This window comes from Erwinia aphidicola (assembly GCF_024169515.1).
In the GTDB taxonomy this organism is placed as follows: domain Bacteria; phylum Pseudomonadota; class Gammaproteobacteria; order Enterobacterales; family Enterobacteriaceae; genus Erwinia; species Erwinia aphidicola.
Genome location: NZ_JAMKCQ010000001.1, coordinates 1,442,454 through 1,466,508 on the forward strand (window position 1 = coordinate 1,442,454; position 24,055 = coordinate 1,466,508).

General features: G+C 56.1%; 24 protein-coding genes. 9 read left to right on the forward strand and 15 right to left on the reverse strand.

What is annotated here, in order from left to right:
* Positions 1-73: 73 nt before the first annotated feature.
* Complete coding sequence (gene panM / locus J2Y91_RS06735; RefSeq protein ID WP_133622522.1) at positions 74-463, forward strand: aspartate 1-decarboxylase autocleavage activator PanM; 390 nt, start codon at positions 74-76, stop codon at positions 461-463.
* A gap of 55 nt (positions 464-518) precedes the next feature.
* Here panM and J2Y91_RS06740 read toward each other — a convergent pair whose 3' ends face one another.
* The 9 genes from J2Y91_RS06740 to ftsY form a co-directional block, all read right to left on the reverse strand.
* On the reverse strand, positions 519-665 hold the full coding sequence (locus J2Y91_RS06740; protein ID WP_253537694.1) for a hypothetical protein: 147 nt from the start codon (positions 663-665) through the stop codon (positions 519-521).
* Positions 665-1,636 (reverse strand): fatty acid desaturase, encoded by a 972-nt coding sequence (locus J2Y91_RS06745; RefSeq protein ID WP_208864865.1) that lies wholly within the window; start codon positions 1,634-1,636, stop codon positions 665-667. Before J2Y91_RS06745 ends, J2Y91_RS06740 begins: the two co-directional genes overlap by 1 nt.
* Before the next feature lie 191 nt (positions 1,637-1,827).
* On the reverse strand, positions 1,828-2,142 hold the full coding sequence (locus J2Y91_RS06750) for an AzlD domain-containing protein (RefSeq protein ID WP_133622521.1): 315 nt from the start codon (positions 2,140-2,142) through the stop codon (positions 1,828-1,830).
* Positions 2,139-2,828 carry an AzlC family ABC transporter permease gene (locus J2Y91_RS06755; protein ID WP_208864904.1) on the reverse strand — a complete coding sequence of 230 codons (690 nt, stop codon included), beginning with the start codon at positions 2,826-2,828 and terminating at the stop codon, positions 2,139-2,141. Before J2Y91_RS06755 ends, J2Y91_RS06750 begins: the two co-directional genes overlap by 4 nt.
* Positions 2,829-2,964: 136 nt before the next feature.
* Complete coding sequence (locus J2Y91_RS06760; RefSeq protein ID WP_133622519.1) at positions 2,965-3,810, reverse strand: AraC family transcriptional regulator; 846 nt, start codon at positions 3,808-3,810, stop codon at positions 2,965-2,967.
* Between the two features lie 179 nt (positions 3,811-3,989).
* Positions 3,990-4,844 (reverse strand): RNA polymerase sigma factor RpoH, encoded by an 855-nt coding sequence (gene rpoH, locus J2Y91_RS06765; RefSeq protein ID WP_048917739.1) that lies wholly within the window; start codon positions 4,842-4,844, stop codon positions 3,990-3,992.
* Positions 4,845-5,135: 291 nt separating this feature from the next.
* On the reverse strand, positions 5,136-6,128 hold the full coding sequence (gene ftsX, locus J2Y91_RS06770; protein ID WP_048917740.1) for a permease-like cell division protein FtsX: 993 nt from the start codon (positions 6,126-6,128) through the stop codon (positions 5,136-5,138).
* Complete coding sequence (ftsE, locus tag J2Y91_RS06775; protein ID WP_048917741.1) at positions 6,118-6,786, reverse strand: cell division ATP-binding protein FtsE; 669 nt, start codon at positions 6,784-6,786, stop codon at positions 6,118-6,120. The genes ftsX and ftsE overlap by 11 nt, the downstream gene beginning before the upstream one ends.
* Positions 6,787-6,791: 5 nt before the next feature.
* The gene (gene ftsY / locus J2Y91_RS06780) at positions 6,792-8,258 is read right to left on the reverse strand and encodes a signal recognition particle-docking protein FtsY (protein ID WP_133622518.1); all 1,467 of its coding nucleotides are present in this window, start codon (positions 8,256-8,258) and stop codon (positions 6,792-6,794) included.
* A 433-nt stretch (positions 8,259-8,691) separates the two neighbouring features.
* Here ftsY and rsmD point away from each other — a divergent pair, with 433 nt between their 5' ends.
* Both rsmD and J2Y91_RS06790 read left to right on the forward strand, forming a co-directional pair.
* Entirely contained in the window at positions 8,692-9,297 is a 606-nt protein-coding gene (gene rsmD / locus J2Y91_RS06785; RefSeq protein WP_133622517.1) for a 16S rRNA (guanine(966)-N(2))-methyltransferase, read from the forward strand.
* Complete coding sequence (locus tag J2Y91_RS06790; protein ID WP_048917744.1) at positions 9,287-9,556, forward strand: DUF1145 family protein; 270 nt, start codon at positions 9,287-9,289, stop codon at positions 9,554-9,556. The genes rsmD and J2Y91_RS06790 overlap by 11 nt, the downstream gene beginning before the upstream one ends.
* A gap of 117 nt (positions 9,557-9,673) precedes the next feature.
* Here J2Y91_RS06790 and J2Y91_RS06795 read toward each other — a convergent pair whose 3' ends face one another.
* A complete protein-coding gene (locus J2Y91_RS06795; RefSeq protein ID WP_133622516.1) occupies positions 9,674-10,033 on the reverse strand; it encodes a DUF2500 domain-containing protein in 360 nt (119 codons plus the stop codon).
* Between the two features lie 134 nt (positions 10,034-10,167).
* On the opposite strand from J2Y91_RS06795, the gene J2Y91_RS06800 reads away from it, so the two are divergent.
* Positions 10,168-10,794: a lysoplasmalogenase gene (locus J2Y91_RS06800; protein WP_133622515.1), complete on the forward strand. Its 627-nt coding sequence runs from the start codon at positions 10,168-10,170 to the stop codon at positions 10,792-10,794.
* A gap of 93 nt (positions 10,795-10,887) precedes the next feature.
* The gene (locus tag J2Y91_RS06805) at positions 10,888-13,158 is read left to right on the forward strand and encodes a zinc/cadmium/mercury/lead-transporting ATPase (protein ID WP_133622514.1); all 2,271 of its coding nucleotides are present in this window, start codon (positions 10,888-10,890) and stop codon (positions 13,156-13,158) included.
* Positions 13,159-13,265: 107 nt separating this feature from the next.
* Here the strand turns inward: J2Y91_RS06805 and tusA are convergent, their stop codons facing one another.
* Positions 13,266-13,511, reverse strand: coding sequence for a sulfurtransferase TusA (tusA, locus tag J2Y91_RS06810; protein WP_048917748.1), 246 nt, complete (start codon positions 13,509-13,511; stop codon positions 13,266-13,268).
* Between the two features lie 203 nt (positions 13,512-13,714).
* Here tusA and J2Y91_RS06815 point away from each other — a divergent pair, with 203 nt between their 5' ends.
* Both J2Y91_RS06815 and J2Y91_RS06820 read left to right on the forward strand, forming a co-directional pair.
* Positions 13,715-14,380, forward strand: a complete 666-nt coding sequence (locus J2Y91_RS06815) for a 7-cyano-7-deazaguanine/7-aminomethyl-7-deazaguanine transporter (protein WP_048917749.1) — start codon at positions 13,715-13,717, stop codon at positions 14,378-14,380.
* A gap of 97 nt (positions 14,381-14,477) precedes the next feature.
* A complete protein-coding gene (locus tag J2Y91_RS06820) occupies positions 14,478-15,035 on the forward strand; it encodes a DcrB family lipoprotein (protein ID WP_048917750.1) in 558 nt (185 codons plus the stop codon).
* Between the two features lie 104 nt (positions 15,036-15,139).
* On the opposite strand, the gene iolE is transcribed toward J2Y91_RS06820, so the two are convergent.
* The 4 genes from iolE to iolD form a co-directional block, all read right to left on the reverse strand.
* Complete coding sequence (gene iolE / locus J2Y91_RS06825) at positions 15,140-16,036, reverse strand: myo-inosose-2 dehydratase (protein WP_133624992.1); 897 nt, start codon at positions 16,034-16,036, stop codon at positions 15,140-15,142.
* A 41-nt stretch (positions 16,037-16,077) separates the two neighbouring features.
* Positions 16,078-16,962 carry a sugar phosphate isomerase/epimerase family protein gene (locus J2Y91_RS06830; RefSeq protein ID WP_133622513.1) on the reverse strand — a complete coding sequence of 295 codons (885 nt, stop codon included), beginning with the start codon at positions 16,960-16,962 and terminating at the stop codon, positions 16,078-16,080.
* 74 nt (positions 16,963-17,036) lie between these two features.
* Positions 17,037-18,047: a bifunctional inositol 2-dehydrogenase/D-chiro-inositol 1-dehydrogenase gene (gene iolG / locus J2Y91_RS06835; protein WP_133622512.1), complete on the reverse strand. Its 1,011-nt coding sequence runs from the start codon at positions 18,045-18,047 to the stop codon at positions 17,037-17,039.
* Positions 18,048-18,180: 133 nt separating this feature from the next.
* A complete protein-coding gene (gene iolD / locus J2Y91_RS06840) occupies positions 18,181-20,115 on the reverse strand; it encodes a 3D-(3,5/4)-trihydroxycyclohexane-1,2-dione acylhydrolase (decyclizing) (RefSeq protein ID WP_133622511.1) in 1,935 nt (644 codons plus the stop codon).
* A 546-nt stretch (positions 20,116-20,661) separates the two neighbouring features.
* Here iolD and J2Y91_RS06845 point away from each other — a divergent pair.
* Both J2Y91_RS06845 and J2Y91_RS06850 read left to right on the forward strand, forming a co-directional pair.
* Positions 20,662-22,584, forward strand: a complete 1,923-nt coding sequence (locus J2Y91_RS06845; protein WP_133622510.1) for a bifunctional 5-dehydro-2-deoxygluconokinase/5-dehydro-2-deoxyphosphogluconate aldolase — start codon at positions 20,662-20,664, stop codon at positions 22,582-22,584.
* A gap of 986 nt (positions 22,585-23,570) precedes the next feature.
* Positions 23,571-24,041, forward strand: a complete 471-nt coding sequence (locus tag J2Y91_RS06850; protein ID WP_166643148.1) for a fimbrial protein — start codon at positions 23,571-23,573, stop codon at positions 24,039-24,041.
* Positions 24,042-24,055 lie beyond the last annotated feature (14 nt).

The window sequence follows — 24,055 nt, forward strand, 5'->3', positions numbered from 1 at the left end:
TACAGAAAAACTAACACGCTATAGTATGGTCAACTTCGCTACAATATGCCTTTCTCATGACCGGGTTATTCTGATGAAACTGACTATCATCCGCCTGCAACAGTTGTCTGAGCAGGATCGCAGCGACATAAAAAAAATCTGGCCGCAGGCGAATATCGCGGCGCTGGAAAGCGAACTGAATGAGGTAAAGCAGCTGTACGCGGCGCGTTTTAACGATCGTCTGCTGGCGGCAGTGCGCGTGACCCTCAGCGGCAGCGCAGGAGAGATGCAGCAGCTTGAGGTACGCGAGGTGACGCGGCGGCGCGGGGTGGGTCTCTATCTGGTGCAGGAAGTGATGGCGCAGAACCCGCAGGTTACGCAGTGGGTAATGAGTCAGGATGGCAGTTCAGCGCAGCAGGTGATAGCCGCGTTTATGCAGGCAGCGGGATTTAATCGACAAGCTAATAGATGGATAAAGATGTAAAAAAGGGGCCCTGCAAGGGCCCAAAACAATACAACGCCAGGGAAAGGAAAGAGGGTTATTCCCTCTCAGGCATTTCCGCCCGCTCTTCAGGCGCAGACTCTTTCTCTTTGCGCATCGGTTGAGGGTGAAGATGAGCAAATCGCCGGACATCCTCCTGCGCCATCTCGGCCCGGAACGGGTTATGCAGCCTTTCGATATCCATTAATTAAGCCGGTACGCCAGATTTACGGTTTTAACTGAACCCATCTCGCTCAATTTAATAAAAACGTAATGCAACGCGTGCTGAGTACCCCAAATATCGATGTAGTCATTACGATCTTCTGCTGCTAACTTCAGCTGATGTTTTTCCCGTAGCCGGGCATAGTCATACCATTGCCGCACGCTGCCAAAACGATGATGCCAGTCGTGGCATACCAGAGAGCCCTGAACGATAAGCATCCGGCACGGCAAATGGAAAAACAGATGGGTGAATGTCCAACGTATCCAGTCTGCGGTAAAGCGTAAGGAAAAATCTGGCGGACAGGCACTCCCGCAAAATCTGCCCAGACAATTTTTAATATGACTGTCGCGCACGCTTTCGCCCTGTTGACGTAAACACCAGGTATGTTCAGTTAAAAGATGCAGCAGAGAAGCAATTTGATAAACCAACACGTAGGGAATAACAATATTCAACAAGAAGAACCCGTACCCATAAGTTAACGCCAGCCAGATTAGCACTCCCCACCAGCAAAGGGACATTGCTCGTCGCCAGATCGGCAAATTTACCAGGTTGGATTTCAGCCGACCATAAAGAAACGTCAGATAAAATTTCGGGCTCAGCAAAGTCAACAACAGATTGATATATTGCTGCCTGACTTTTATACCCGGTTTGAAACCCAACTGATAAATTGCCGCTAAGTCGCGGTCCTCAAACGTTGAGAATGCCGCCCCATGATGCTCATAAACATGAAACTGACGATAGGAATCATAAGGCTGAACGATCAAAATCGTTGATAATATTTCACACAGGATCCTGTTGGCCCGCTGGCTGTTAAACAGATGCCCATGCACCCCATGGTGGATAATCGTTGCCACAATATATCTGGCACCCGAAGCTGCAAATAAGATGCCCGTCATGTAGATGACGCTCTTCACAAGCAGCGACAGGCTGCCAAACCAGGCCAGTGACGTCATGATACTCCCCACTATCATCCACGACAGGGACCAACAGATCATCTCAACAGAATGGGATTGCCATAGCTGTGGACGGCCATCAATCTCTTTCCCCGTCAACCAAGTCCAGACGCCCTGAAAAGGAAGGATGCGGTAAGAATCTCGCATCTGTACAGAGTGCGTAGAACGACAAAAATTCCTTTTATTGAGTGTCATACGATGCTCCAAGAAATGAGATAAAATACGGAAAGACATAGCAGGACTGACAAAATCATATTTCGCACAAAGAGGGCAATGACAATTCCTGCCATCGCTCCATATAAATAAGGATTGGAGGTGAGCGCCCTTATTTCGCCATCGTTAAGCAGAATAATCGGCCCACATATTGCCGTTAGCAGGCAGGGCGCTGAATATTTCAATGCTTCACGTACTAACGAGGGCAAGCGCACAGGCACCCTCGGTTCCAAAAAGACGTAGCGGTTAAAAAACACCACGGCAGCCAGAGTGAATAACAGTATCCAGCTCATGCTTCTCCTCTCGTCAGGCGGGCATATATTACTGAGCACAACATGCCGCTCAGCCCGGCAATGACAATTGCCCCTTCAATCTGAAACACGCTAAGTATCATCGATAACAGCAGGGAAACCAGCACCCCGCATAACACGCTGAGATTTTTAATCATCGGCACGACAATGGTAATAAAAGTGGCCACGATGGAGAAGTCGAGGTGATAACGCTGTAAATCAGGAACAGACGAAGCCATGAAAATGCCCAGCAGGCTAAAAAGATTCCAGCAGAGGTAAAAGGTCAGCCCAGCACCGATCAGATAGCCCGGCGTTAACGCCACCTGCTGTTTTTCAGCGCAGCTCAACGCGAACAGCTCGTCAGTTAATAAGAAACCTATCGGTAATCGATAACGTTTCAGAAAAAATGACACCGTTTCTCGTAACGTCAGACCGTAAAGAAAATGCTGTGAGGTGATAAAAAATACGGAGAGGATAATGGTAGGAATGCTCGCCCCGGAAAGCAGTAGCCCCAGTGTGACGAGCTGTGCCGCGCCAGCAAAAACAACCGCTGACATAGCAATACTTTGCGGCATTGTCAGCCCTGACTGCACCGCCATCGATCCCGCCAGGACTCCCCATGGGACCACGGAAAGGCAAAGTGGCAGCATGTTAACCACGCCACGAAAGAATCCGCTGTTGCTCCGCATGCTGGTATCAGCAAATGATTTGCAGGGCGATGTCTCCATTTTTACCCATTCCGCTCTCTACGAATTACGTGGCGTCAGGTTAGAGAAACGGGTAATTAAAATATTGAACAAAATTGCCGGGAGGAGAGAGACCAAACTAGCCAGGAAAGCGTAATGAGCGGATAAACTCTCCGGGAGTGACGCCCATCGAATTTTTGAAATGACGGGTGAAATGGCTCTGATCGGAGAAACCACAGCGTGCCGCAACAGCGGGGATCGTCTCACCCTTAACCAACAGCTCACGCGCTTTTCGAAGTCTGGCCTGGATTAACCAGCCATGCGGAGGCATTCCCACAACCTGCTTAAACTGGCGCAGAAAATGCCAGGGACTAAGCTGCACAAGATCTGAAAGCTGTTTCAACGACCAGTTTTGCTCCGGGCAGGCAGTCATCAGGTCCTTGACCTGAAGGATCATCGATTTTGCGCAGGGTAACTGACCTGGAGACGTGGGCGTACGGCTGTAGCGCATGATCAGCCAGCAGACGGCCGTGAGTAGTAATGACTCTTTCAGCAGACTATTGCCCGCAACAGGCAACATATTAAAGACGAGTTGTAGCTGGGCGGACAACCCGGGATCGTGCACTACCGCATCAGGAAACCACGGAATGATCCCTTGCTCATGCCTCAGATCGCCAGTGATCTGGCGCAGCAGTTCGGGGTGAGGATATATTGCCCGATATGCCCAGCCATTCTCGACTTCAGCACATCCCGTATGCACTTCATCGGCATTGACCAGAATGATATCGCCTGTGGGTGCAACGTGCTCCCCTCCCCCACGCCAGAAGCGTTGGGCGCCTTCTTCGATCACGCCGATACAGAACGTTTCATGTACGTGTCGCGGAAAGCGCCGACGATAGTACCTGGCTTCAAGCATATCGAGACCATCAAATTCATCCAGATGATGCATTGTGGCCTGCTCTTTTGGCTCTTTCTCCTCCACCATACGTTCTTACTCCCTGTCAGAACCTGGAACAAAATTGCTGATAGTTGAAAAATATTTATGTTTTATTTTAGGCAGTATCGCACCGCAAAGCCAGCACGACACAAACGCCATACAAACAAAAACACCGCCTGACAGGCGGTGTTGATCAATGTGCTGAAGAAAATACTGAACGACTGCGGTTACGCTTCGATAGCCAGACGCAATTTCTTCATCGCGTTCTTTTCCAGCTGGCGCACGCGCTCGGCGGAAACGCCATACTGGTCAGCCAGCTCCTGCAGCGTGGTTTTGTTATCATCGTCCAGCCAGCGGGCGCGGATGATGTGCTGGCTACGTTCATCCAGCCCCTGCATCGCATCGCTCAGCTTATCGGCGGCGTGATCTTCCCAGTTATCCTCTTCAATGCCGTTAGCAAAGTCAGAAGATTTATCCTGCAGATAAAGCATTGGCGCCATGGAGCGGCCTTCGCCTTCGTCATCCGGCGTTGGGTCAAAGGTCATGTCCTGGGCCGCCATACGCGACTCCATTTCACGCACGTCTTTACTGCTGACGCCCAGCTCACGCGCCACCATTTCCACTTCGTCCTGGTTAAACCAGCCTAAACGCTGCTTGGTTTTACGCAGGTTAAAGAACAGCTTACGCTGTGCTTTGGTGGTGGCGACTTTCACGATGCGCCAGTTACGCAGCACGTACTCGTGAATTTCGGCTTTGATCCAGTGAACGGCGAATGACACCAGGCGCACACCCACTTCCGGGTTGAAACGGCGCACGGCTTTCATCAGGCCGATGTTACCTTCCTGAATAAGGTCTGCCTGCGGCAGTCCGTAACCGGAATAGTTACGAGCGACATGAACAACAAAGCGCAGGTGAGACAGGATCAGCGTTTTTGCTGCTTCCAGATCGCCCTGGTAATGCAGCCGTTCAGCCAACGCTTTTTCCTCTTCTGCCGTCAGCATAGGCCAGGCATTAGCCGCCCGGATGTAAGAATCCAGGTTGCCTAAAGGAGCAATAGCTAAAGTTTGCATATCTTTGGTCATTCAAACCCTCTCTGTGTTAAGCAAATTACCGCGTCATTCCGTGAACCGCCCATAAGACTACGTGAACGGACAGCAGAAGCAAACGCAATCTGTGCTAACGATGTTACCGATTACTGATTAAGACGCTAAAGTTATCCACAAGTTCAATTCAGGCAGTGGATATTTTACAAACAGCATGCTGTGCGGACAAGAGGCCAGAATTGCAGGGGGAAGTGACAGTTTGATGAACTTCCTCTGCGGCTAACGTTCACGCAGCAGAGGAAGATTATATCAAAAAAACGTGTACATGGGTTACTGCGGCGTAAATCGACGTAAATGTTGCACCGTGGCCAGCCACGCGGCTATCCAGCCAATCATCGCGGCAATCAACAGCAGCAGCAGGCTCTCATCCCACGCCAGGCCATGCAGCGCGAAGGTGGTGCCAAACACCGAAGCCACCTGCGTCACCACCGATTCAAGACGCAGCACCAGCACCTGCGACAGCACCAGCGACAGCAGCGCACCGGCAAAGCCGAGCATCGCGCCGCCGTACAGGAACGGCCGCAGGATAAAGCCGTCGGTGGCGCCGATCAGCTTCTGCACGTTGATAGTGTCGCGCCGCGCAAAGATGCTCAGGCGCACGCTGTTACCGATCACCAGGAACACCGCGATAATCATCAGGACGCCAATCATCGCTGCCACCTGGCCTACCAGCCCGGTCAGCGCCGCAAGGCGGGCAAACCAGCTGTCATCCATCTTCACTTCATCAATGCCCTGCACTTTCGACACGCGGTCGCGCAGGCTGTTCATGGTGTCGGAATTCTGGAAATTGAGCTTCGGTGTGATAATCGCCACCGCCGGCAGCGGGTTCTGCTCCAGCATATCCATCGCGCCGCCAAAGCCGGACCAGTTACGGAACTCGCCCTGCGCCTCTTCACGCGACAGATAGTTAACTTTTTCCACGCCCTCTTCTTTCTTCAGCTGCGCGACCACGCTTTCGGCGGCGTCGTCATCCAGCGTTTTGCTGAGGTAAACCGTCAGCTGCGGGGCCGGGTACCACTGCTCTGCGGCCTGGCTGACGTTCTTCCAGACCATGTAGCAGACGCTCGGCAGCGTCAGAGAGATAGCGATAACCATCACCGTCAGCAGCGTCGCCAGCGGCTGGCGCCACATATCAGACAGCGAACCGTGCATCGCATAGCGCCACTGCTCCTGCCAGCCGCCCTTCAGCGCTTTGCTTTTTGACGGCTGCTTCTGCTTCACCGCTTTGGCTGCCGCCGGGCGCGGATTACGTTTATTCACCACGATGACCTCCGTGCAGACGTCCCTGGTTGAGCGTCATCAGTCGATAGTTACGGCTGCCGATCAGCCCCATATCATGGGTCGCCATCAGCACGGTAACGCCGACGCGGTTAAACTCTTCGAACAGGCGCAGAATGCCTGCCGACAGCGCTTCATCAAGGTTACCGGTCGGTTCATCCGCCAGCAGCACCGCCGGTTTGTTCACCACCGCACGGGCAATGCCCACGCGCTGCTGCTCACCGCCGGACAGCTGGATAGGAAAACTTTTCGCTTTGTCGAGCAGGCCCACTTTATCCAGCGCGGCCGACACGCGGCGGCGGATATCTTCCCCGCTCGCCCCGGCGATGATCAGCGGGATAGCCACATTGTCATACACTGAGCGGTCCATCAGCAGATGGTGATCCTGGAAGATCATCCCGATCTGGCGGCGCAAAAACGGCACTTCACGGCTTTTCAGACGGCTGATGTCGTGGCCGCCAAACCAGATATGCCCGGCGCTCGGGCGCTCAATGCCACAGATCAGCTTCAGCAAGGTACTTTTACCTGCCCCGGAATGTCCGGTCAGAAACGCCATTTCACCGGGACGCAGATGAAAATCTACCCCCTGCAGCGCTTGCCGACCGCCGAGATAAGCCTTACTGACTTGTTCAAAGCGAATCATCCTAATTAGTCCTCTCGGGCAAAAAGTGCCTCAATAAAATCGTCAGCCTTAAACGATCGCAAATCTTCAATACCTTCGCCAACGCCGATATAGCGAATAGGAATGTTGAACTGGTCCGCCACCGAGAAGATCACGCCACCTTTCGCCGTACCGTCCAGCTTGGTGAGGGTGATCCCGGTCAGGCCCACAGCCTCGTGGAACAGTTTAGTCTGGCTGATAGCATTCTGGCCGGTGCTGGCATCAATCGTCAGCATCACCTCGTGCGGCGCCTGGTCGTCGAGCTTCTTCATCACGCGGGTGATTTTTTTCAGCTCTTCCATCAGGTGCGCTTTATTCTGCAAACGCCCGGCGGTATCGGCGATCAGCACGTCCACGTGGCGCGCTTTGGCGGCCTGGATGGCATCAAAAATCACCGACGCGGAATCCGCACCGGTATGCTGCGCGACCACCGGAATATTGTTGCGCTGGCCCCACACCTGCAGCTGTTCAACCGCTGCGGCGCGGAAAGTGTCGCCCGCCGCCAGCATCACCGACTTCCCTTCGGCCTGGAACTGACGCGCCAGCTTGCCGATGGTGGTGGTTTTACCCACGCCGTTCACGCCAACCATCAGGATAACAAACGGGGTTTTACCGCTCACATCCAGTGGCTGTTCCACTTTAGAGAGGATGGCGGCCATATCGGTTTTCAGCAGGCCGTACAGCGCTTCGGCATCGCGCAGCTCTTTGCGGCTGGCCTGAGCGGTGAGGTTGCTGATAATACGGCGGGTGGTTTCCATCCCGACGTCGGCAATCAGCAGCTGCTCTTCCAGCTCTTCAAACAGGTCGTCGTCAATTTTCTTACCGCGGAACAGGCTGATAAAGCCGGAACCGAGGTTTTGACGGGTCTTCACCAGGCTGCGCTTCAGGCGGGCAAAGAAGCCCTCTTTACCTGGGCGCTCCTGCTCGACCACCGCCGCTGCAACCTCTTCAGCTTCTTCAGGCTCTTCAGCCTCTTCAGCGCTCTCTTCGATGATTTCGGCGGCCAGCGCTGCGTCAACCGACTCCGCTGCCAGCGCGGCGGCTTCAAGCGACGCGTCGTCAATCACCTCTTCTTCAGCGGCAATCTCTTCCGGCAGGATCTCTTCTTCTACAGCGGTAATCACCTCGGGTTCTGGGGTCACCACGACAGGCTCAGGTTCAGCCGCTACCGGTGCTGCAACCACACGCGCTTCTTCCGCCTGCTGTTCCGCCACGCTCTGCGTGACCGCCACAATCTCTTCTGCCACTTTTTCAGGGGCAGGTTCCGGCTCGGCTAGCGATGTTGATGGCGCGTCAGAGGCAGGGGTTGCTTCAGCAGCCGGTGTGTCTTTAGCAACGGGGGTATCGGCAGAGGGCTGCTGTTCTAACGTTTCTTTTACCTCTTCCTCAGGCGCTTTCTCGTCACGCCCCAGGCCCAGCCAGGAAAAAAAGCCACGTTTTTTATTCTTTGCCATGTTGCAACCACACTCCTCGTGGGGAAAACCATTCTGGTGTATAAAGAGACTTACAGGCTGTGTCCGCAATTGTGCGTGAGCCCCGCTGGCGGTCAAATTCGCTTGTAGCAAGGCGAGAGTCGCGCCATTGGGTAAACCCAATCAGCGGCGAACAACGCGGTTACAAGCGAATTTGGCCCCAGCCCTGCGGGTCGCGCTCCAAAAATTCGTTCCCCGCGTTGTCAGGTTTGGCCATAGTTTACTATGGCCTGCACCCTCCGCCTTGATAACGAAATTTTGGCGCTGCGACGGGGCCACGACCAATTACGGGACACAGCCTGATTAATCCCTTAGTCTAACACTTTCTGCAGAGAGCATCACAGCACCCTTTTTACGTTTCCTCCGCCCGGTTAGCCCGTTAAACTGTGCAACAAATTATTAAGAGTTCAGTGAGATGACAAAGAAACCCCGCAGCGGCGCAGCCGGGCAAATACGTATCATTGGCGGCCTTTGGCGCGGCCGTAAGCTGCCGGTCCCGGACAGCGAAGGGCTGCGCCCGACCACCGACCGCGTGCGCGAAACCCTGTTTAACTGGCTGGCGGCCGATATTCAGCAGGCCAAGTGCCTCGACTGCTTCGCCGGAAGCGGTGCTCTCGGGCTGGAAGCGCTGTCGCGTCATGCGGGCAGCGCCACCCTGCTGGAGCTGGAGCGCCCGGTGGCGCAGCAGCTGGAAAAAAATCTCGCCACGCTGGGGGCAAAGAACGCGCGCGTCGTGAACACTAACACGTTGCAGTTCCTTGCCCAGAAAGGGGAGCCACATCAGCTGGTGTTTATCGACCCGCCGTTTCGCAAGGGATTACTGGAGCAGACCAGCACGCTGCTGGAAAGCAACGGCTGGCTGAGCGATGATGCGCTGGTGTATGTTGAGAGCGAAGTGGAACACGGCCTGCCGCCAGTGCCGGTAAACTGGCAGCTGCACCGGGAAAAAATTGCCGGGCAGGTGGCTTACCGCCTGTATATTCGCCACGCTCATGATAAGGAAACGTCAAATGTTGATTAATGCTGGCCGCGTACTGATGCTGTTCGTCTGGGCATTTTTACTGCTCAACCTGGTTCACCCTTTTCCCAAACCGCTGACGTACTTCGTCAACGTCGCGCTGTTTTTCATGGTGATCATGCACGGGCTACAGCTGGTGCTGATGCGCTCAACCCAGCCACCCGGCGCGGAAAAGCTCAGCGGCGTAACCCAGGCCAAAGTGTTTTTCTTTGGCGTGTTCGAACTGCTGGCGTGGCAAAAGAAGAATTATCCGAAGCAGTAAGTGCCGACCCTGGCTTAAAAGCATCAACGCACGACGCTGAGACAAGGCGAAACAAGCCGAAAAAGCGGAGTTTACACAACGTAAATGCGCATTTTTCGGCGCAGTTTTAACGCCGTATCAGCGAGAGGCGTTGGTGCTGAACGAAACGAATCGTGTGCCTTTGACCTTCAGCTCTCCCTTCACGCCCTTATCAATCTGATGATAATCGCCGGCGTTCAGCTCCAGCTTGAAATCCCCTGCGCCATTGAGCGGATGAAACCACGCCTCGTAGCGCATATCCTCCACCGGAATATTTTCACGCTGGCGCGAGCGGCGGTTCGGCGCCGGAAATTCGCGTTTGGTTTTCACTTCCACAATCAGGCTGCGCACCGGCGAAGCATCGTTAACCGCGACTTCACGCCGCTGTTTGATAAACTGACGCGTGGCTAAGATGGCAATAATGGCCAGCACGATAAAAAAGATCAGAGGTGGCTTCATGTTTTGTTCATCCTCCTGGAGGGAAAGTCGGCAGTGCGGCTAAGCATACAACCGGAGCCCTCTCATTGTCACATCGCGCCCGCGTAACCTAAACTGATTGCCAGTTGTGAAGTTTTTAATCTAAGGATAACAATATGATTTGGTCTTTCCTTGCGGTTCTTTTTTCCGGCTGGCTGTATGTCGACGCCTCTTACCGCGGCCCGCAGTGGCAGCGCTGGGTGTTTAAGCCCGTCACCCTACTACTGCTGCTGGCGTGGGCCTGGCAGGCGCCGGTACTGAAAACCACGGACTATCTGATCCTGCTTGGCCTGCTGGCGACGCTGATCGGTGATGCCCTGACGCTGCTGCCCAATAAGCGCATGCTGTACGCCATTGGCGCATTTTTCCTCTCGCATCTGCTGTATACCCTGTGCTTCGCCAGCCAGATGACGCTGAGCTTCTTCTGGCCGATCCCGCTCACTTTGCTGATTATCGGTGCGGCGCTGATCGCCACCGTGTGGAGCAGGCTGGAGGAGCTGCGCTGGCCCATCTGCACCTTTATCGGCATGACGATACTGATGGTGTGGCTGGCAGCAGAGCAGTATTTCTTCCGCCCGACCGATTACAGCTTTACCCTGGTCGCCGGTGCCGGACTGCTGCTGTTAGCCAATATTGTCTGGTTAATCAGCCACTACCGTCGCCGCTTTAACGCCGACCGGGCGATTGTTGCCGCCTGCTACTTTGCCGGTCACTTTATGATCGTGCGCTCCCTGTGGCTGTAAGCTGAGTTGACGCTTGACTCTGGAGTGGACTCCAGAGTGTAAGATGGGTGACTGGCGGGCACTGAAGCCCGCCGTCACCGGTCAGGAGGCGTTATGCACCAGCACTCTTCTTGCGGTTGTGGTCACTGCCACGCCAGCAAACAACACGGATGCAGCACCCGCCCGCGTCCCGTTATCAGCAAAATTACTTCCGTCAGCGCGGCCAGCGTTGAGGCGCCCTGCTGCGCCGAATCATCCTGCAGTCCCACCGGGGCTGACCCCCTTGATGAGGGCGACAGGCCCGGCTCCGGCACGCGCTTCAGCTGGCAGGTCAGCGGGATGGACTGCCCAAGCTGCGCGCGTAAAGTCGAAACCGCCGTCAGGCAGCTGCCCGGGATTCACCAGGCGCGCGTGGTGTTCGCCAGTGAAAAGCTGCTGGTCGACTGCTCAGACGACAGGCGCAGCGACGTCGAGCAGGCCGTGTCCCGCGCCGGGTTCCAGCTGCAGCGCAGCGACGCTGCGCCAGCAGCAAAAGCCGAAGTCAGCTTCTGGCGGGAAAATCTCAGCCTGATAGCCCTGGTGGGGCTGATGGCCATCAGCTGGCTGCTTAACAGCGTCAACCACCCGGCCGGCAACCTCGCCTTTATCGCCACCACGCTGGTGGGCGTCTGGCCCATTGCCCGCAGCGCGCTGCGCCTGATGCGCAGCGGGTCACCGTTCTCGATTGAAACCCTGATGAGCGTGGCCGCTATTGGTGCGCTGTTTATCGGTGCCACCGCAGAAGCGGCGATGGTGCTGCTGCTGTTTATGCTCGGCGAGCGGCTGGAGTCCTTCGCCGCCGGTCGCGCGCGCAAAGGCGTCACGGCTCTGATGGCGCTGAAGCCGGACGTTGCCCTGCGCATTAGCAACGGCCAGCGCGAGAGCGTGGCGGTCAGCGCGCTGCGCCCGGGCGATGTGATTGAAGTGGCCGCCGGAGCGCGCCTGCCCGCCGATGCCAGCCTGCTTAGCCCATTTGCCAGCTTCGACGAAAGCGCCCTGACCGGCGAGTCGATCCCGGTTGAGCGCCAGCAGGGCGAGAAAATCCGCGCCGGTTGCCTGAGCGTTGACCGTTTGGTGCAGCTGCAGGTGGTTTCCGAGCCGGGCAACAGCGCGATTGACCGCATTCTGCATCTGATTGAAGAGGCCGAAGAGCGCCGCGCGCCGATTGAGCGCTTCCTTGACCGCTTTAGCCGCATCTACACCCCGGTGATTATGCTGATGGCGCTGCTGGTCGCCATCGTGCCGCCGCTGCTGTTTGCCGCCGCGTGGCAGCCGTGGATCTATAAAGGGCTGACCCTGCTGCTGATCGGCTGCCCTTGCGCGCTGGTGATCTCCACCCCCGCCGCGATCACTTCCGGGCTGGCCGCCGCTGCGCGCCGTGGTGCGCTGATTAAAGGCGGCGCCGCGCTGGAAAGCCTCGGCAGCGTGCGCACCATCGCTTTTGATAAAACCGGCACGCTGACCGAGGGCAAGCCGCAGGTCACCGCGCTGCTGCCGCTGGCGGGCAGTGATGAGGAGCAGCTGCTGGCCACCGCCGCCGCGATTGAACAGGGTTCTTCGCACCCGCTGGCGCAGGCGATTGTTGCCGCCGCCGCCGGGCGCTCGCTGATATTGCCTGAAGCCACCGATCGGCGCGCTCTGGCAGGCAGCGGCGTGGAGGCAAAAGTTAGCGGGCGCTTACTTTCCATTAGCTCCCCGACTAAACTGCCTTCAACGCTGCTCGCCCCCCAGCAGCAGGTGGTGGAAGAGCTGGAAAGCGCCGGCAATACCGTGGTGCTGCTGCATGACGCCGCGCAGCTGCTGGGGATTATCGCCCTGCGCGATACGCTGCGCGCCGATGCCCGGGGCGCGCTGGCAGAGCTGCAAGCGCTGGGGATTAATGGCGTGATGCTGACCGGGGACAACCCGCGAGCTGCCGCCGCGATTGCCGCCGAGCTGGGGATTGACTACCGCGCCGGGCTGCTGCCGGCAGACAAGGTGGCGGCGGTCAGCGCGCTGAACGCTAAACAGCCGGTGGCGATGGTCGGTGACGGCATTAACGATGCGCCAGCGATGAAGGCCGCGACCATCGGCATTGCGATGGGCAGCGGCAGCGATGTGGCGCTGGAGACCGCCGACGCGGCGCTGACCCATAACCGCCTTAGCGGGCTGGCGGCGATGATCCGCCTGTCGCGCGCCACCCACGCCAATATCCGCCAGAACGTGGCGCTGGCGCTGGGGCTTAAGGGGATTTTTCTGCTGACCACGCTGCTGGGGATCACCGGCCTGTGGCTGGCGGTTCTGGCAGATTCGGGGGCTACCGCGTTAGTAACCGCTAACGCATTGCGACTGTTGCGCAAGAAATAACAGGCTGTCAACTTCACTATCCTGTAGGGGCTGACCCTCTTTTTCGGTCAGCCCGCCATGGGTCGACCGGAAAAAATGGTCGACCCGTACGCAGATCGGCGTACGGGCTATAACCCTTTCTTCAACAAAAACTGATACGGCATCGCCTCGGTGTTCTCGGCCACCAGCGTGTGTTCCATAAAACGGCAGAAGCCGGGGATATCGCGTTTGGTGGCCGGGTCATCGGCGATGATCAGCAGGGTTTCACCCTCCTGCATATGGCGCACGGTTTTGCGCACCATCATTACCGGTTCCGGGCAGCGCAGGCCCAGCGCATCAAGGGTCTGGTCGGGATTAGCGAAGAGGTCGCTCATGATATTCTCAATCTGGGATGACAAACTGCCGTCTATTTTAGCGCCAGCCGCACCGCGTGCAAGGGATCAATCCAACGATAACGTTTGCGCTAAAATTAACCATTGCAATAGCAGGCTAAAACGGTAAGATGCCGCGAAATCGTCCCAACGATAAAAAATTTAATTGGGTTCCCTCACCCCAACGTTTTCTAAAAAGGCTCAATATGATCGCTTTCACTGCGCGTCAGCGCACCCACGCGCTGGTCTGGCTCTCCCTGTTTCACCTGCTGGTGATCACCTCCAGTAACTACCTGGTCCAGCTGCCGGTGGCCATTTTTGGCCTGCACACCACCTGGGGTGCCTTCAGCTTCCCGTTTATCTTCCTCGCTACCGACCTGACCGTGCGTATTTTTGGCGCTCCGCTGGCACGCCGCATTATTCTGGCGGTGATGATCCCGGCGCTGGCGATCTCTTACGTTATCTCCGCACTGTTCTATCAGGGCGAATGGCAGGGCTTAGCCGCGCTGTCTCAGATGAACCTGTTTGTTGCCCGCATCGCCTGCGCCAGCTTTATGGCTTACGCGCTGGGCCAGATCTTAGACGTGCACGTCTTCAACCGCCTGCGTCAGAAAGCAGCATGGTGGATGGCCCCGGCGGCCGCGATGTTCCTCGGCAATATCAGCGACACGCTGGCATTCTTCTTTATCGCCTTCTATAAAAGCCCGGACCCGTTTATGGCCACGCACTGGGTGGAGATCGCCCTGGTGGATTACAGCTTCAAAGTGCTGATCTGCATGGTGTTCTTCCTGCCTGCCTACGGGGTGCTGCTCAACACCGCGCTCAAACGACTGGCCAGGACGCCCGCACGTACCCATGTAAACTTTGGTTAGGACGCGATCTGCAATAGTTGTTAAGTTGCTTTTAGCCGCTGAATACGCTTGTATAAGTGCCTGATAAAGACGCGACTACTGTAGAAAAGGGACCCTGATGCGTAACTTACTAAAATATGCCGGAATAGCAGTTCTGGTGGCTGGCCTGGCCGCCTGCGATGGCAAAAAAGACAAAGACGCTGCCGATGACAATGGCACCAGCAGCAGCCAGTCTACCCAGAACGTCACTCTGATGGACGGTAAGCTAAGCTTTACCCTGCCGCCGGGCATGTCGGACAAGAGCGGCAAGCTCGGGACTCAGGCCAATAATATGCACGTCTACGCCGATGAATCCGGCCAGAGAGCCATTATTGTGATTGATGGTGAGAGCACCAATGAAGGGCTGGACGTGCTGGCAGGCCGTCTGGAAGCGCAGCAGCGCAACCGCGATGCCCAACTGCAGGTGGTGACGAACAAAGCGATCACCGTCAAGGGTCAGCCACTTCAGCAGCTGGATACCGTAATCTCTGCCAACAACCAGTCTTCATGGTCTTCCGTGGTGCTGGGCAAAGTTGATGGCAAACTGTTGACGCTGCAAATCACCCTGCCTGCGGATAATCAGCAGCAGGCGCAGACCGAAGCGGAAAGCATTATCAATACCATTACGTTGAAATAGATAATGTTCTGTAGGGGCTGACCCTCTTTTACGGTCAGCCCCCTGGTCAGCCCACTAAAGGTCGACCAGAAAAGCGGTCGACCTCTACAGATTACGGGGTTAATTTACAAACCGGTATTTTCGCGGATATATTTGCGCGCTTTCACTGCATATTCAAACGGGTTCGCCAGCGCCGGGTCCTGCTCTGCTTCCACCACCATCCAGCCTTTGTAGCCGAAATCGTCGAGGATTTTAAACACCGGTTTGAAATCAATGACGCCATCACCCGGTACGGTAAAGGTGCCTTTCTTCACGCCATCTAAAAACGACAGCTTCTGGCTCTTCACCTGCGCCACCACCTCATCACGCACGTCTTTCAGATGCACATGGTTAATGCGCGGCAGATATTTCGTCAGGATCTCCAGCATCGCCTGCTGGCTGCCTTCCGAGTAGTACGCATGGCCGGTGTCGAACAGCAGATAGACGTCATCATGGGTTGCCGCCATAAAGCGCTCAATCTCTGCCGTGGTCTGGATGCCGGTGCCCATGTGGTGATGCAGGCCAACCGTCATGCCTTTCTCCGCCGCCAGCTTCGCCAGCTCGTTATAGCCCTCTGCCGTCAGGCGCCACTGCTCGTCGTTAAACAGCGGTTTCTCTTCCAGCACCGCTTTAGTGGTGCCCTGAATGCTCAGGCTCTGCTCTGAACAACCAATCACCTTTGCGCCCATTGCGTACAGGAAATCGCGGTGATTGATGAACTCATCAATGGTTTTCGCTTTGTCGCCGTTGGCGAAAAAGGTACTGAACCACGCGTTAACGATCTGCACGCCGCGAATATCGAGCATCGGCTTCAGCACCGCCGGATCGCGCGGATATTTGCTGCCCACTTCGCTGCCGGTAAAGCCAGCCAGCGCCATTTCACTGACGGTCTGCTGGAAGGTGTTCTCGCTACCCAGCTCCGGCATATCATCGTTGGTCCAGCCAATCGGGGCGATCGCCAGCTTCACGTTATCTTTATTCATCTGCATGTTAATACCTCTAAAGACGGCCGCAGCCGCCTGGCTCATTTGCTCAGCAGTTCACGCTCGATCAGCTCGCGCGTGGCGACCGCCTGAACAGGCATTTTTTCCGGGTAACCAAACAGGGAAGAGGCAATAATCGACTCGCCACCGACTTTATAAGTGCGGTTAGCAAAGTCCATTTCGCGCAGCGTCTGGAACAGCGTCGGGAAATCCACCTCCCCTTCGCCCACACCCACATGCTGGTGAATCGTGGCGTCAACGCCAGGCGGGTTCACAATATAGCGGCAGTGTTTGGTGTGGTTCATGGTGTCAGCGATCAGCACGTGCGACAGGTCACCGCCTGCGTACTCCAGCATGCTCTTCACGTCGCCTTTTCCTTTGTCGTAGAAGAAGGTGTGCGGCACGCTGTACAGGTATTTGACGTTTTCACTGCGGAACGATTTCACCAGGTCGGCGGTTTCGTTGTTCTCTTCGCAGAAATCCCACGGGTGCGACTGGATTTCGATGCGGATGCCTTCACGTTCGACGATCGGCAGAATTTCTTCCATCGAGCGATAGAACATCTCTTCACAAATTTCGGGTTCGTTCGGGGTTCCCGACAGCTCGGTGTTGATCACCTGCACGCCGGTTTCCACCGCAATTTCAATCATCCGCTTCCAGTTACGCACGGCAGCCTGACGCCGCGCTTCGTCCGGGCCTGACCAGCGATACACCACGATGTACGAGGAGATTTCTAACCCGGTCTCGCGCAGCGCGTTCTTGTACTCGGTAATAATTTCGCGGCTGGCTTTTGGATGCTTATAGAACGGGTTGATCTGCGGATGCGGGGACTGTTCAATATATTTATAGCCCCAGTCGGCCACCTGGTGAACCATTTTTGTGATGCCTAAATCTCGAATGACATCCACATCAAAGGCAATTTTCATCAGACTCTCCGTGCTAAATCAGTACGCTGTTTAACGGTGTTCCCCCGCTTACAAACGGGGGTGACGCGCCCTAATCAGTGATAGAAAGAGGGGCGCTGCGGCAGTTCCACCGGCTCAATCGCGCCACTTTCCTGCGCCTTCAGGCAGGCATCTGCGGCAACGGAAGCGGCATAGCCGTCCCAGGCGGATGGCCCGGTCAGCTTGCCCGCGCTGGCATCATTAATAAATGCCTGCAGCTCAACGTCATAGGCATCGATAAAGCGGTCTTTCCAGTCGGTCAGGATCGCGGTTGAGAGATTGGCACTCTTGCGCATCTGCACGGCGGATGGCTCAGGCAGCTTAGCGATCCCCTCTTCCCCCACCACTTCACACTGGATGTCGTAGCCGTAAGCACAGTTGACGAAGATCTCAACGTCAATGCGGATACCTTTACGGGTTTCAAACAGCACCACCTGCGGATCGCGCAGCTTGCCGTGCGTTTTTGACGTGGAGCGCGGGAACACCACCTGCACCGATTTGTAATCGTCTTCGGTCAGCCAGCGCAGCACGTCCAGCTCGTGGATCAGCGTGTTGGTGATCGCCATATCCGTGGTGTAGTTTTCCGGCACGGTCGGGTTGCGGTGCGCGCAGTGCAGCATCAGCGGCTCGCCGATTTCACCCTGCTTAATCACCTTCTTCAGCGCACGATAGCCGCTGTCGTACGGGCGCATAAAGCCTACCTGCACCAGGCGCTTACCAAATTTGATTTCGGCATCGACGATACGGCGGCAACCTTCGGCGCTCATTGCCAGCGGCTTCTCGCAGAACACCGGCTTACCGGCAGCAATCGCCGCCAGGGTAAACTCTTCGTGCGTGGGGTCCCAGGAGGTCACCAGCAGCGCATCAACATTCGGGGAGTTCACCACGTCATGACCGTTAGCAAACACCTCGGCTTCAATACCGATGCGCGTCAGAGCGGCTTTCGCCCCGTCGATGTTGATATCAGAAACGGCCACCACCTGGGCACCCTGCAGCACTTTGCTACAGCGGCGAATGTGTTCCTGGCCAATGGCGCCCGTTCCGATTACACCTAATTTCAATGTCATAACAGGTCCTTACTTGTAGGGTTTATCCCCGTCATACTTCAAGCTGCAAGTGCGTTGGCTGCAACTCGAATTATTTTGGGTATATAGCGGGCGCGTTAACGCCCGCAAGGTAAAAGCACAGCAAAAAGTAAAATTAGTATTCCCGAGCCTGGTCGATATGTTGGTTCAGCATGCGCGCCACGGCGTCTACGCGCTCTGAGTTGGATACCTGGGCACCGCCCACGCGCCACCAGCTGAAGTATTTGTGGATCATGGTTTTCGGCAGCACTTTAATGTCGATCAGGGTGGATACCGTCTGCTTCTGGGCATCCGCCAGCGCCGCTTCCAGCTGCTCCAGCGTGGTCACGCGATAGGTTTTACAGCCGTAACCGGCCGCAATCGCCGCGAAGTCGACCGGCACGAAGCCGCCGTCCAGCCTGCCGCCTTCGCGGAAGCGGAACTCGGTGGTAAAGCTGTCCATGCCGTGTTCCATCTGCAGATTGTTGATACAGCCGTTGGTCATGTTGTCGAACAGGATCACGTTGATCTTGGCGCGCTCCTGGATCGAGGTCACCAGCTCGGAGTGCAGCATCATAAATGAGCCGTCGCCGACGAAGGTGTAAACCTCGCGCTGTGGCTCAGCCAGCTTTACGCCCAGTGAAGCGTTGACCTCGTAGCCCATGCAGGAGTAGCCATACTCGACGTGATAGCTGTTGTAATCTTTGTTGCGCCACATGCGCTGCAGGTCGCCCGGCAGGCTGCCTGCGGCCGCCACAATCACTGCATCCTTTGGGAGATGCTCATTGAGCGTGCCCAGCACGCTGCTCTGAGTCAGCCAGGAACCGGTCAGGCGGTTAAACTCGGCCCACACCGCGTCACGGTCCATGTGGTCATCGATCTCCGGCACGTAGTCGGCACCGCTGTAGACGGAGGAGTAAACGCGCTGGGTCTCTTTCAGCAGTTTGCTCTGCGCCTGCGACACTTTTTCACCCCAGCCGCTGCTGAAGCCGGTCGTCGCCAGGCGGCTCTCCAGCGCGATCAGAGCTTCCTGGGCATCGGCCACCACCTGAACGGCATCGAGCTTATAGGCATCAAAATTACTGACGTTAATGTTGATGTAGCTGACGTCCGGGTTCTGGAAAATCCATTTCGAGGCGGTGGTAAAGTCGGTGTAACGCGTCCCGATACCGATCACCAGATCGGCCTCTTTCGCCAGCAGGTTGGCCGCCAGGCAGCCGGTTTCACCCACGCCGCCCACGTTCAGCGGGTGATCGGAAATCACGGTGCCTTTCCCGGCCTGAGTTTCGGCAAACGGAATATTGTAGCGCTCGGCAAACGCCACCAGCGCCTCGCCCGCGCCGGAGTATTTCACCCCACCGCCGCAGATAATCATCGGCTTCTTCTTACCGGCAATCAGCGCTAACGCATCGGCAAGCTGGCCTTCGGTCGGCAGGCGACGCTCCAGGCGATGGACGCGCTTCTGGAAAAAGTAATCCGGGAAATCATAGGCTTCACCCTGCACGTCCTGCGGCAGTGAAATCGTCACCGCGCCGGTCTCCGCCGGGTCGGTCAGCACGCGCATGGCGTTAATGCAGGCGGTCATCAGCTGCTCAGGGCGGCTGACGCGGTCCCAGTATTTGCTGACGGCGCGGAAGGCATCGTTGGTGCTGATGCTGAGGTCGTGGCTCTGCTCAATCTGTTGCAGCACCGGGTCCGGCTGGCGCGTGGCGAACACGTCGCCCGGCAGCAGCAGCAGCGGAATGCGGTTAGCGGTGGCGGTGGCCGCTGCGGTGACCATATTGGCCGCGCCCGGGCCAACGGAAGAGGTACAGGCGATGATTTCGCGGCGCAGTTTCTGCTTGGCAAAACCGATAGCCGCATGCGCCATACCCTGCTCGTTTCGGCCCTGATGCACCACAAGGTCACCGCTGTCCTGCTCCAGCGCCTGGCCTAAGCCCAGCACGTTGCCGTGACCAAAGATGGCGAAAATGCCCTTCACAAACTTGGTTTCAACGCCGTCTACCGACAGATACTGATTATCCAGGAATCTGACCAGAGCCTGTGCCGTGGTTAATCTCGTCTTGCCCATTTGCTCTTCCTTTGTGGTTCGACGGCCGCATCTTTAGGTCGGCCGGGGTTCGCATTTATGGTCGCCTTATGCGCAAAACGGCGACAGCTGTAAGTGAAACGTGGGACGATTATAAACAAATATTTTTTTCACCAAACACAATTACAGAAGAAACATTTCATTTTGCGAGAGAGATCAAATTCTGCGGTGAAACGGGGATGCAAGGGGGGATCGCCAGCGAGTAAATGAAACGATAACAGGATCTTCAGTCATAAATGAGAAAAACCGTTTCACTTCAATATGTTCGCAGATCGGTCAGGACAAAGTTGCGAGGCCGCTCACATCTCTGTCATAGCGCGAAACACCCCCCGCCAGCCGCACGTTGAAATCAGCGATACAAGAGTTTTAACCACTTCACACTTTTGGGGTAATAATTTCATTTCATATTGAAATTGAAATTTTTATTCCTCATACTTTGCTTATGTAAGATCCGGAATCGATCGGGCATTCAAGCCACTGATCTGCTGGAGAAGCTCAACAGGATCAGCTAAAGAGGAAAAAACAGGTATGACTACACAACAGAAGCGGCTTGATGTGATTTGTATCGGACGCATCGCCGTCGACCTTTATGGCCAGCAGATCGGTGCGCGCCTTGAAGATGAAACCACCTTCGCGAAATACCTTGGCGGTTCCTCCGGCAATGTGGCTTACGGCACGGCAATCCAGGGTCTGAAATCAGCGATGCTGGCCCGCGTGGGCGACGAACATATGGGCCGCTTCCTGCGCGAAGAGCTGCAGCGCGTTGGCTGTGATACCCAGAGCCTGATTACCGATAAAACCCGCCTGACCGGGCTGGTGATCTTAGGGATCAAAGATCAGGAAACCTTCCCGCTGGTGTTCTACCGCGACAACTGCGCTGATATGGGCCTGGTGCCGGACGATATTCAGGAAGATTACATTTCCTCTGCCCGCGCCGTGGCCGTGACCGGCACGCATCTGTCGCACCCCGATACCCGCGCCGCCGTGCTGAAAGCGCTGGAAATTGCGCGTAAAAATGGCCTGCGCACCGCGCTCGATATCGACTACCGCCCGGTACTGTGGGGCCTGACCTCGCTGGGCGATGGCGAAACGCGCTTTGTCGAATCCGAACGCGTCACCCGGCAGCTGCAGGAAGTGCTGCACTACTTTGATCTGGTGGTGGGCACCGAAGAGGAGTTCCACATCGCGGGCGGCAGCACCGACAGCCTGACCGCGCTGAAAAACGTGCGCAAAGCAACCCAGGCGACGCTGGTGTGCAAACGCGGCCCGCTGGGCTGCGTGGTATTTGAAGGCGAGATCCCGGACAGCTGGGAACAGACCAAACTGCAAACCGGCGTGCGCGTGGAGGTGCTCAACGTGCTCGGCGCGGGCGATGCCTTTATGTCCGGCCTGCTGCGCGGCTGGCTGAACGATGAAAGCTGGGAACAGGCCTGCCGCTACGCCAACGCCTGCGGTGCGCTGGTGGTGTCGCGCCATGGCTGCGCCCCGGCGATGCCCACCAAACAGGAACTGGACGACTTCCTCAGCCGCGACAAAGAGGTCACCCGTCCGGATCTCGACCCGCGCCTCAACCATCTGCACCGCGTCACCACCCGCAAACAGCAGTGGCAGGAGCTGAACGTCTTCGCCTTCGACCACCGCAAACAGCTGGCCGATATGGCCACGGAAGCGGGGGTTGATGACTCACGCATTCCTGAGCTTAAGCTGCTGCTGCTGCAGGGTGCGCAGCAGGCGGCGCAAGAGGCGGGCCTCGACGATGGCCGCAGCGGCATTCTGGCCGACACCACCTATGGCCAGCCGGCGCTGAACGCCATCACCGGCAAGGGCTGGTGGATTGGGCGCCCGATCGAGCTGCCAGGCTCGCGCCCGCTGCGCCTGGAGCACGGCAACATCGGCTCGCAGCTGATCGACTGGCCGCAGGAGCACGTGGTCAAGTGCCTGACCTTCTACCATCCGCATGACAGCGCAGAAATGCGCCAGCAGCAGGATGAGCTGATCCTCGACGTGTGGAACGGCTGTAACAAATCCGGCCACGAGCTGCTGCTGGAAGTGATCCTGCCCGACAGCAACCCGGATAAGGATGAGAAGCACTATCTGGAAATCCTCAGCCACTTCTACAGCTTAGGGATCCAGCCGGACTGGTGGAAGCTGCCGCCGCTCTCCCATGACGCCTGGCAGGCGATCGGCAAACTGATTGAGCAGCACGACCCGCACTGCCGCGGCATCCTGCTGCTGGGCCTGGACGCGCCGGAGGTCGAACTGAAAGCCGGTTTCGCCGCCGCCGCGAAATCGCCGTGGGTGAAGGGTTTCGCCGTCGGCCGCACCATCTTCGGCCAGCCGTCACGCCAGTGGCTGCAGGGTGAGCTGGATAACGCTGCGCTGATTGAGAAAGTGAAAAGTAATTATCTGACGCTGATTGGCTACTGGCGGGAAGCGCGCCCGGAAAGTTAAGATGCTCTCTGGCCGGGGGTAAATTTGGGTTTATTTCCGGTCTTCTTTATCAAAGCCTGTGCCATCAGGCTGTTACTCACTCCTATTCCCTCCGCGTTATATTTATCACTATTTTCTTTTGTCTTTCCACTCACTCAACTCCGATAACAGCCCGCAGGGGTTTTGATCTAAAAAATTAAAACATGCGATCTTTTGATCTGTGAAAATAATATTTGCGACATATTTAACCACTCAAAAAACAGTTGGCGACATCAGGAGGGGGAAATGAAATAAATAATTATTATAAACAGCATAAAAGATCGCATTTCATTAATTTTTAAAAGTCACTGTCTTTTTATTTTGTGAATAAATACCATAAGGAGCGATTTAACTTGCTGATTAAAGGTTAATAGATGGAAATGTTACTGAATGGAATCAGAACTTCTGCGTGCGGGGCGGCCATGCTGGCTGCGCTACTTCTCTGCGCACATGCTGCCAAGGCAGTGCCCGAGCTTCCGGCAGGTACACCGGATGGCGCCTGCTGGGCTGACCCGATGAATAATTTAACCATTAAGCTAACCAGTGCCAACTTCAGCTCAAATACCGCAGGCAGTACTGCCAAGGTTAACTATAAGACGACGCCAACTAACTACAATGCATGGTGCTATTCAACTGTAAACAAAAGACTTCAGGCCACTAGATTTGATTCGGAGATAAGTTTACCCCTATCTTACTTAAATCCTGGCTACCATAAACTAACGGATGAAATCGATTATAAATTAAGTATAAAACTAAGCTTAGCCGCTCTCCCATTAGTCGCAGCACCGTTCAGTTATCAGCTAGGAACAAATCCAGGCGGTATATTAGCAGGGCCAACTACCGCCGGCGTAAGCAAGCTCATCGTAGGCTCACCTGCAATAGGTTCTACAGGAACCATTGAGTTTAAATTACGCAAAAATCTTATCGGCGGGGCATTTATTTTACCCGGCGGCATTGAGATCGGTAATTTGTACCGTTACATCTACTTCCCGGCACCAGAACCCATTTACCGACTCTATACCGAAGAGTTTGTCGTCCCCGTTCCGGTAGAGTGCCGGATCAATAACGGCACCCTGATTAACGTGCCCTTTGGCAACGTCGACAGCTCGCTGCTGACCAGCAGTGCGTCAACCTCACCCTATCACGTCGAGCGCGCCCTCAGCTACAAGTGCAACACCAGCCTCAGCCAGGATATCAAGGTGGTGCTCGCCGCTGCCCCGGCGGGCTTCAGCGACGCGGTGAAAACCAGCAATAAGGATATCGGCGTGGTGATGCTGTACAAAAACCAGCCGGTGCCCCCCAACGGCAGCTACGCCACCACGCTGGTCAACGGGACAGGCAGCGACGCCGTCAGCTTTAGCGTGGTCAAGCGCGGCGGCACAAGCCCCGCCACCGGGCCGTTTACCGGCTCCGGCACGCTGATTATCAGCAGCCTGTAGCATGGAGGTGGTTA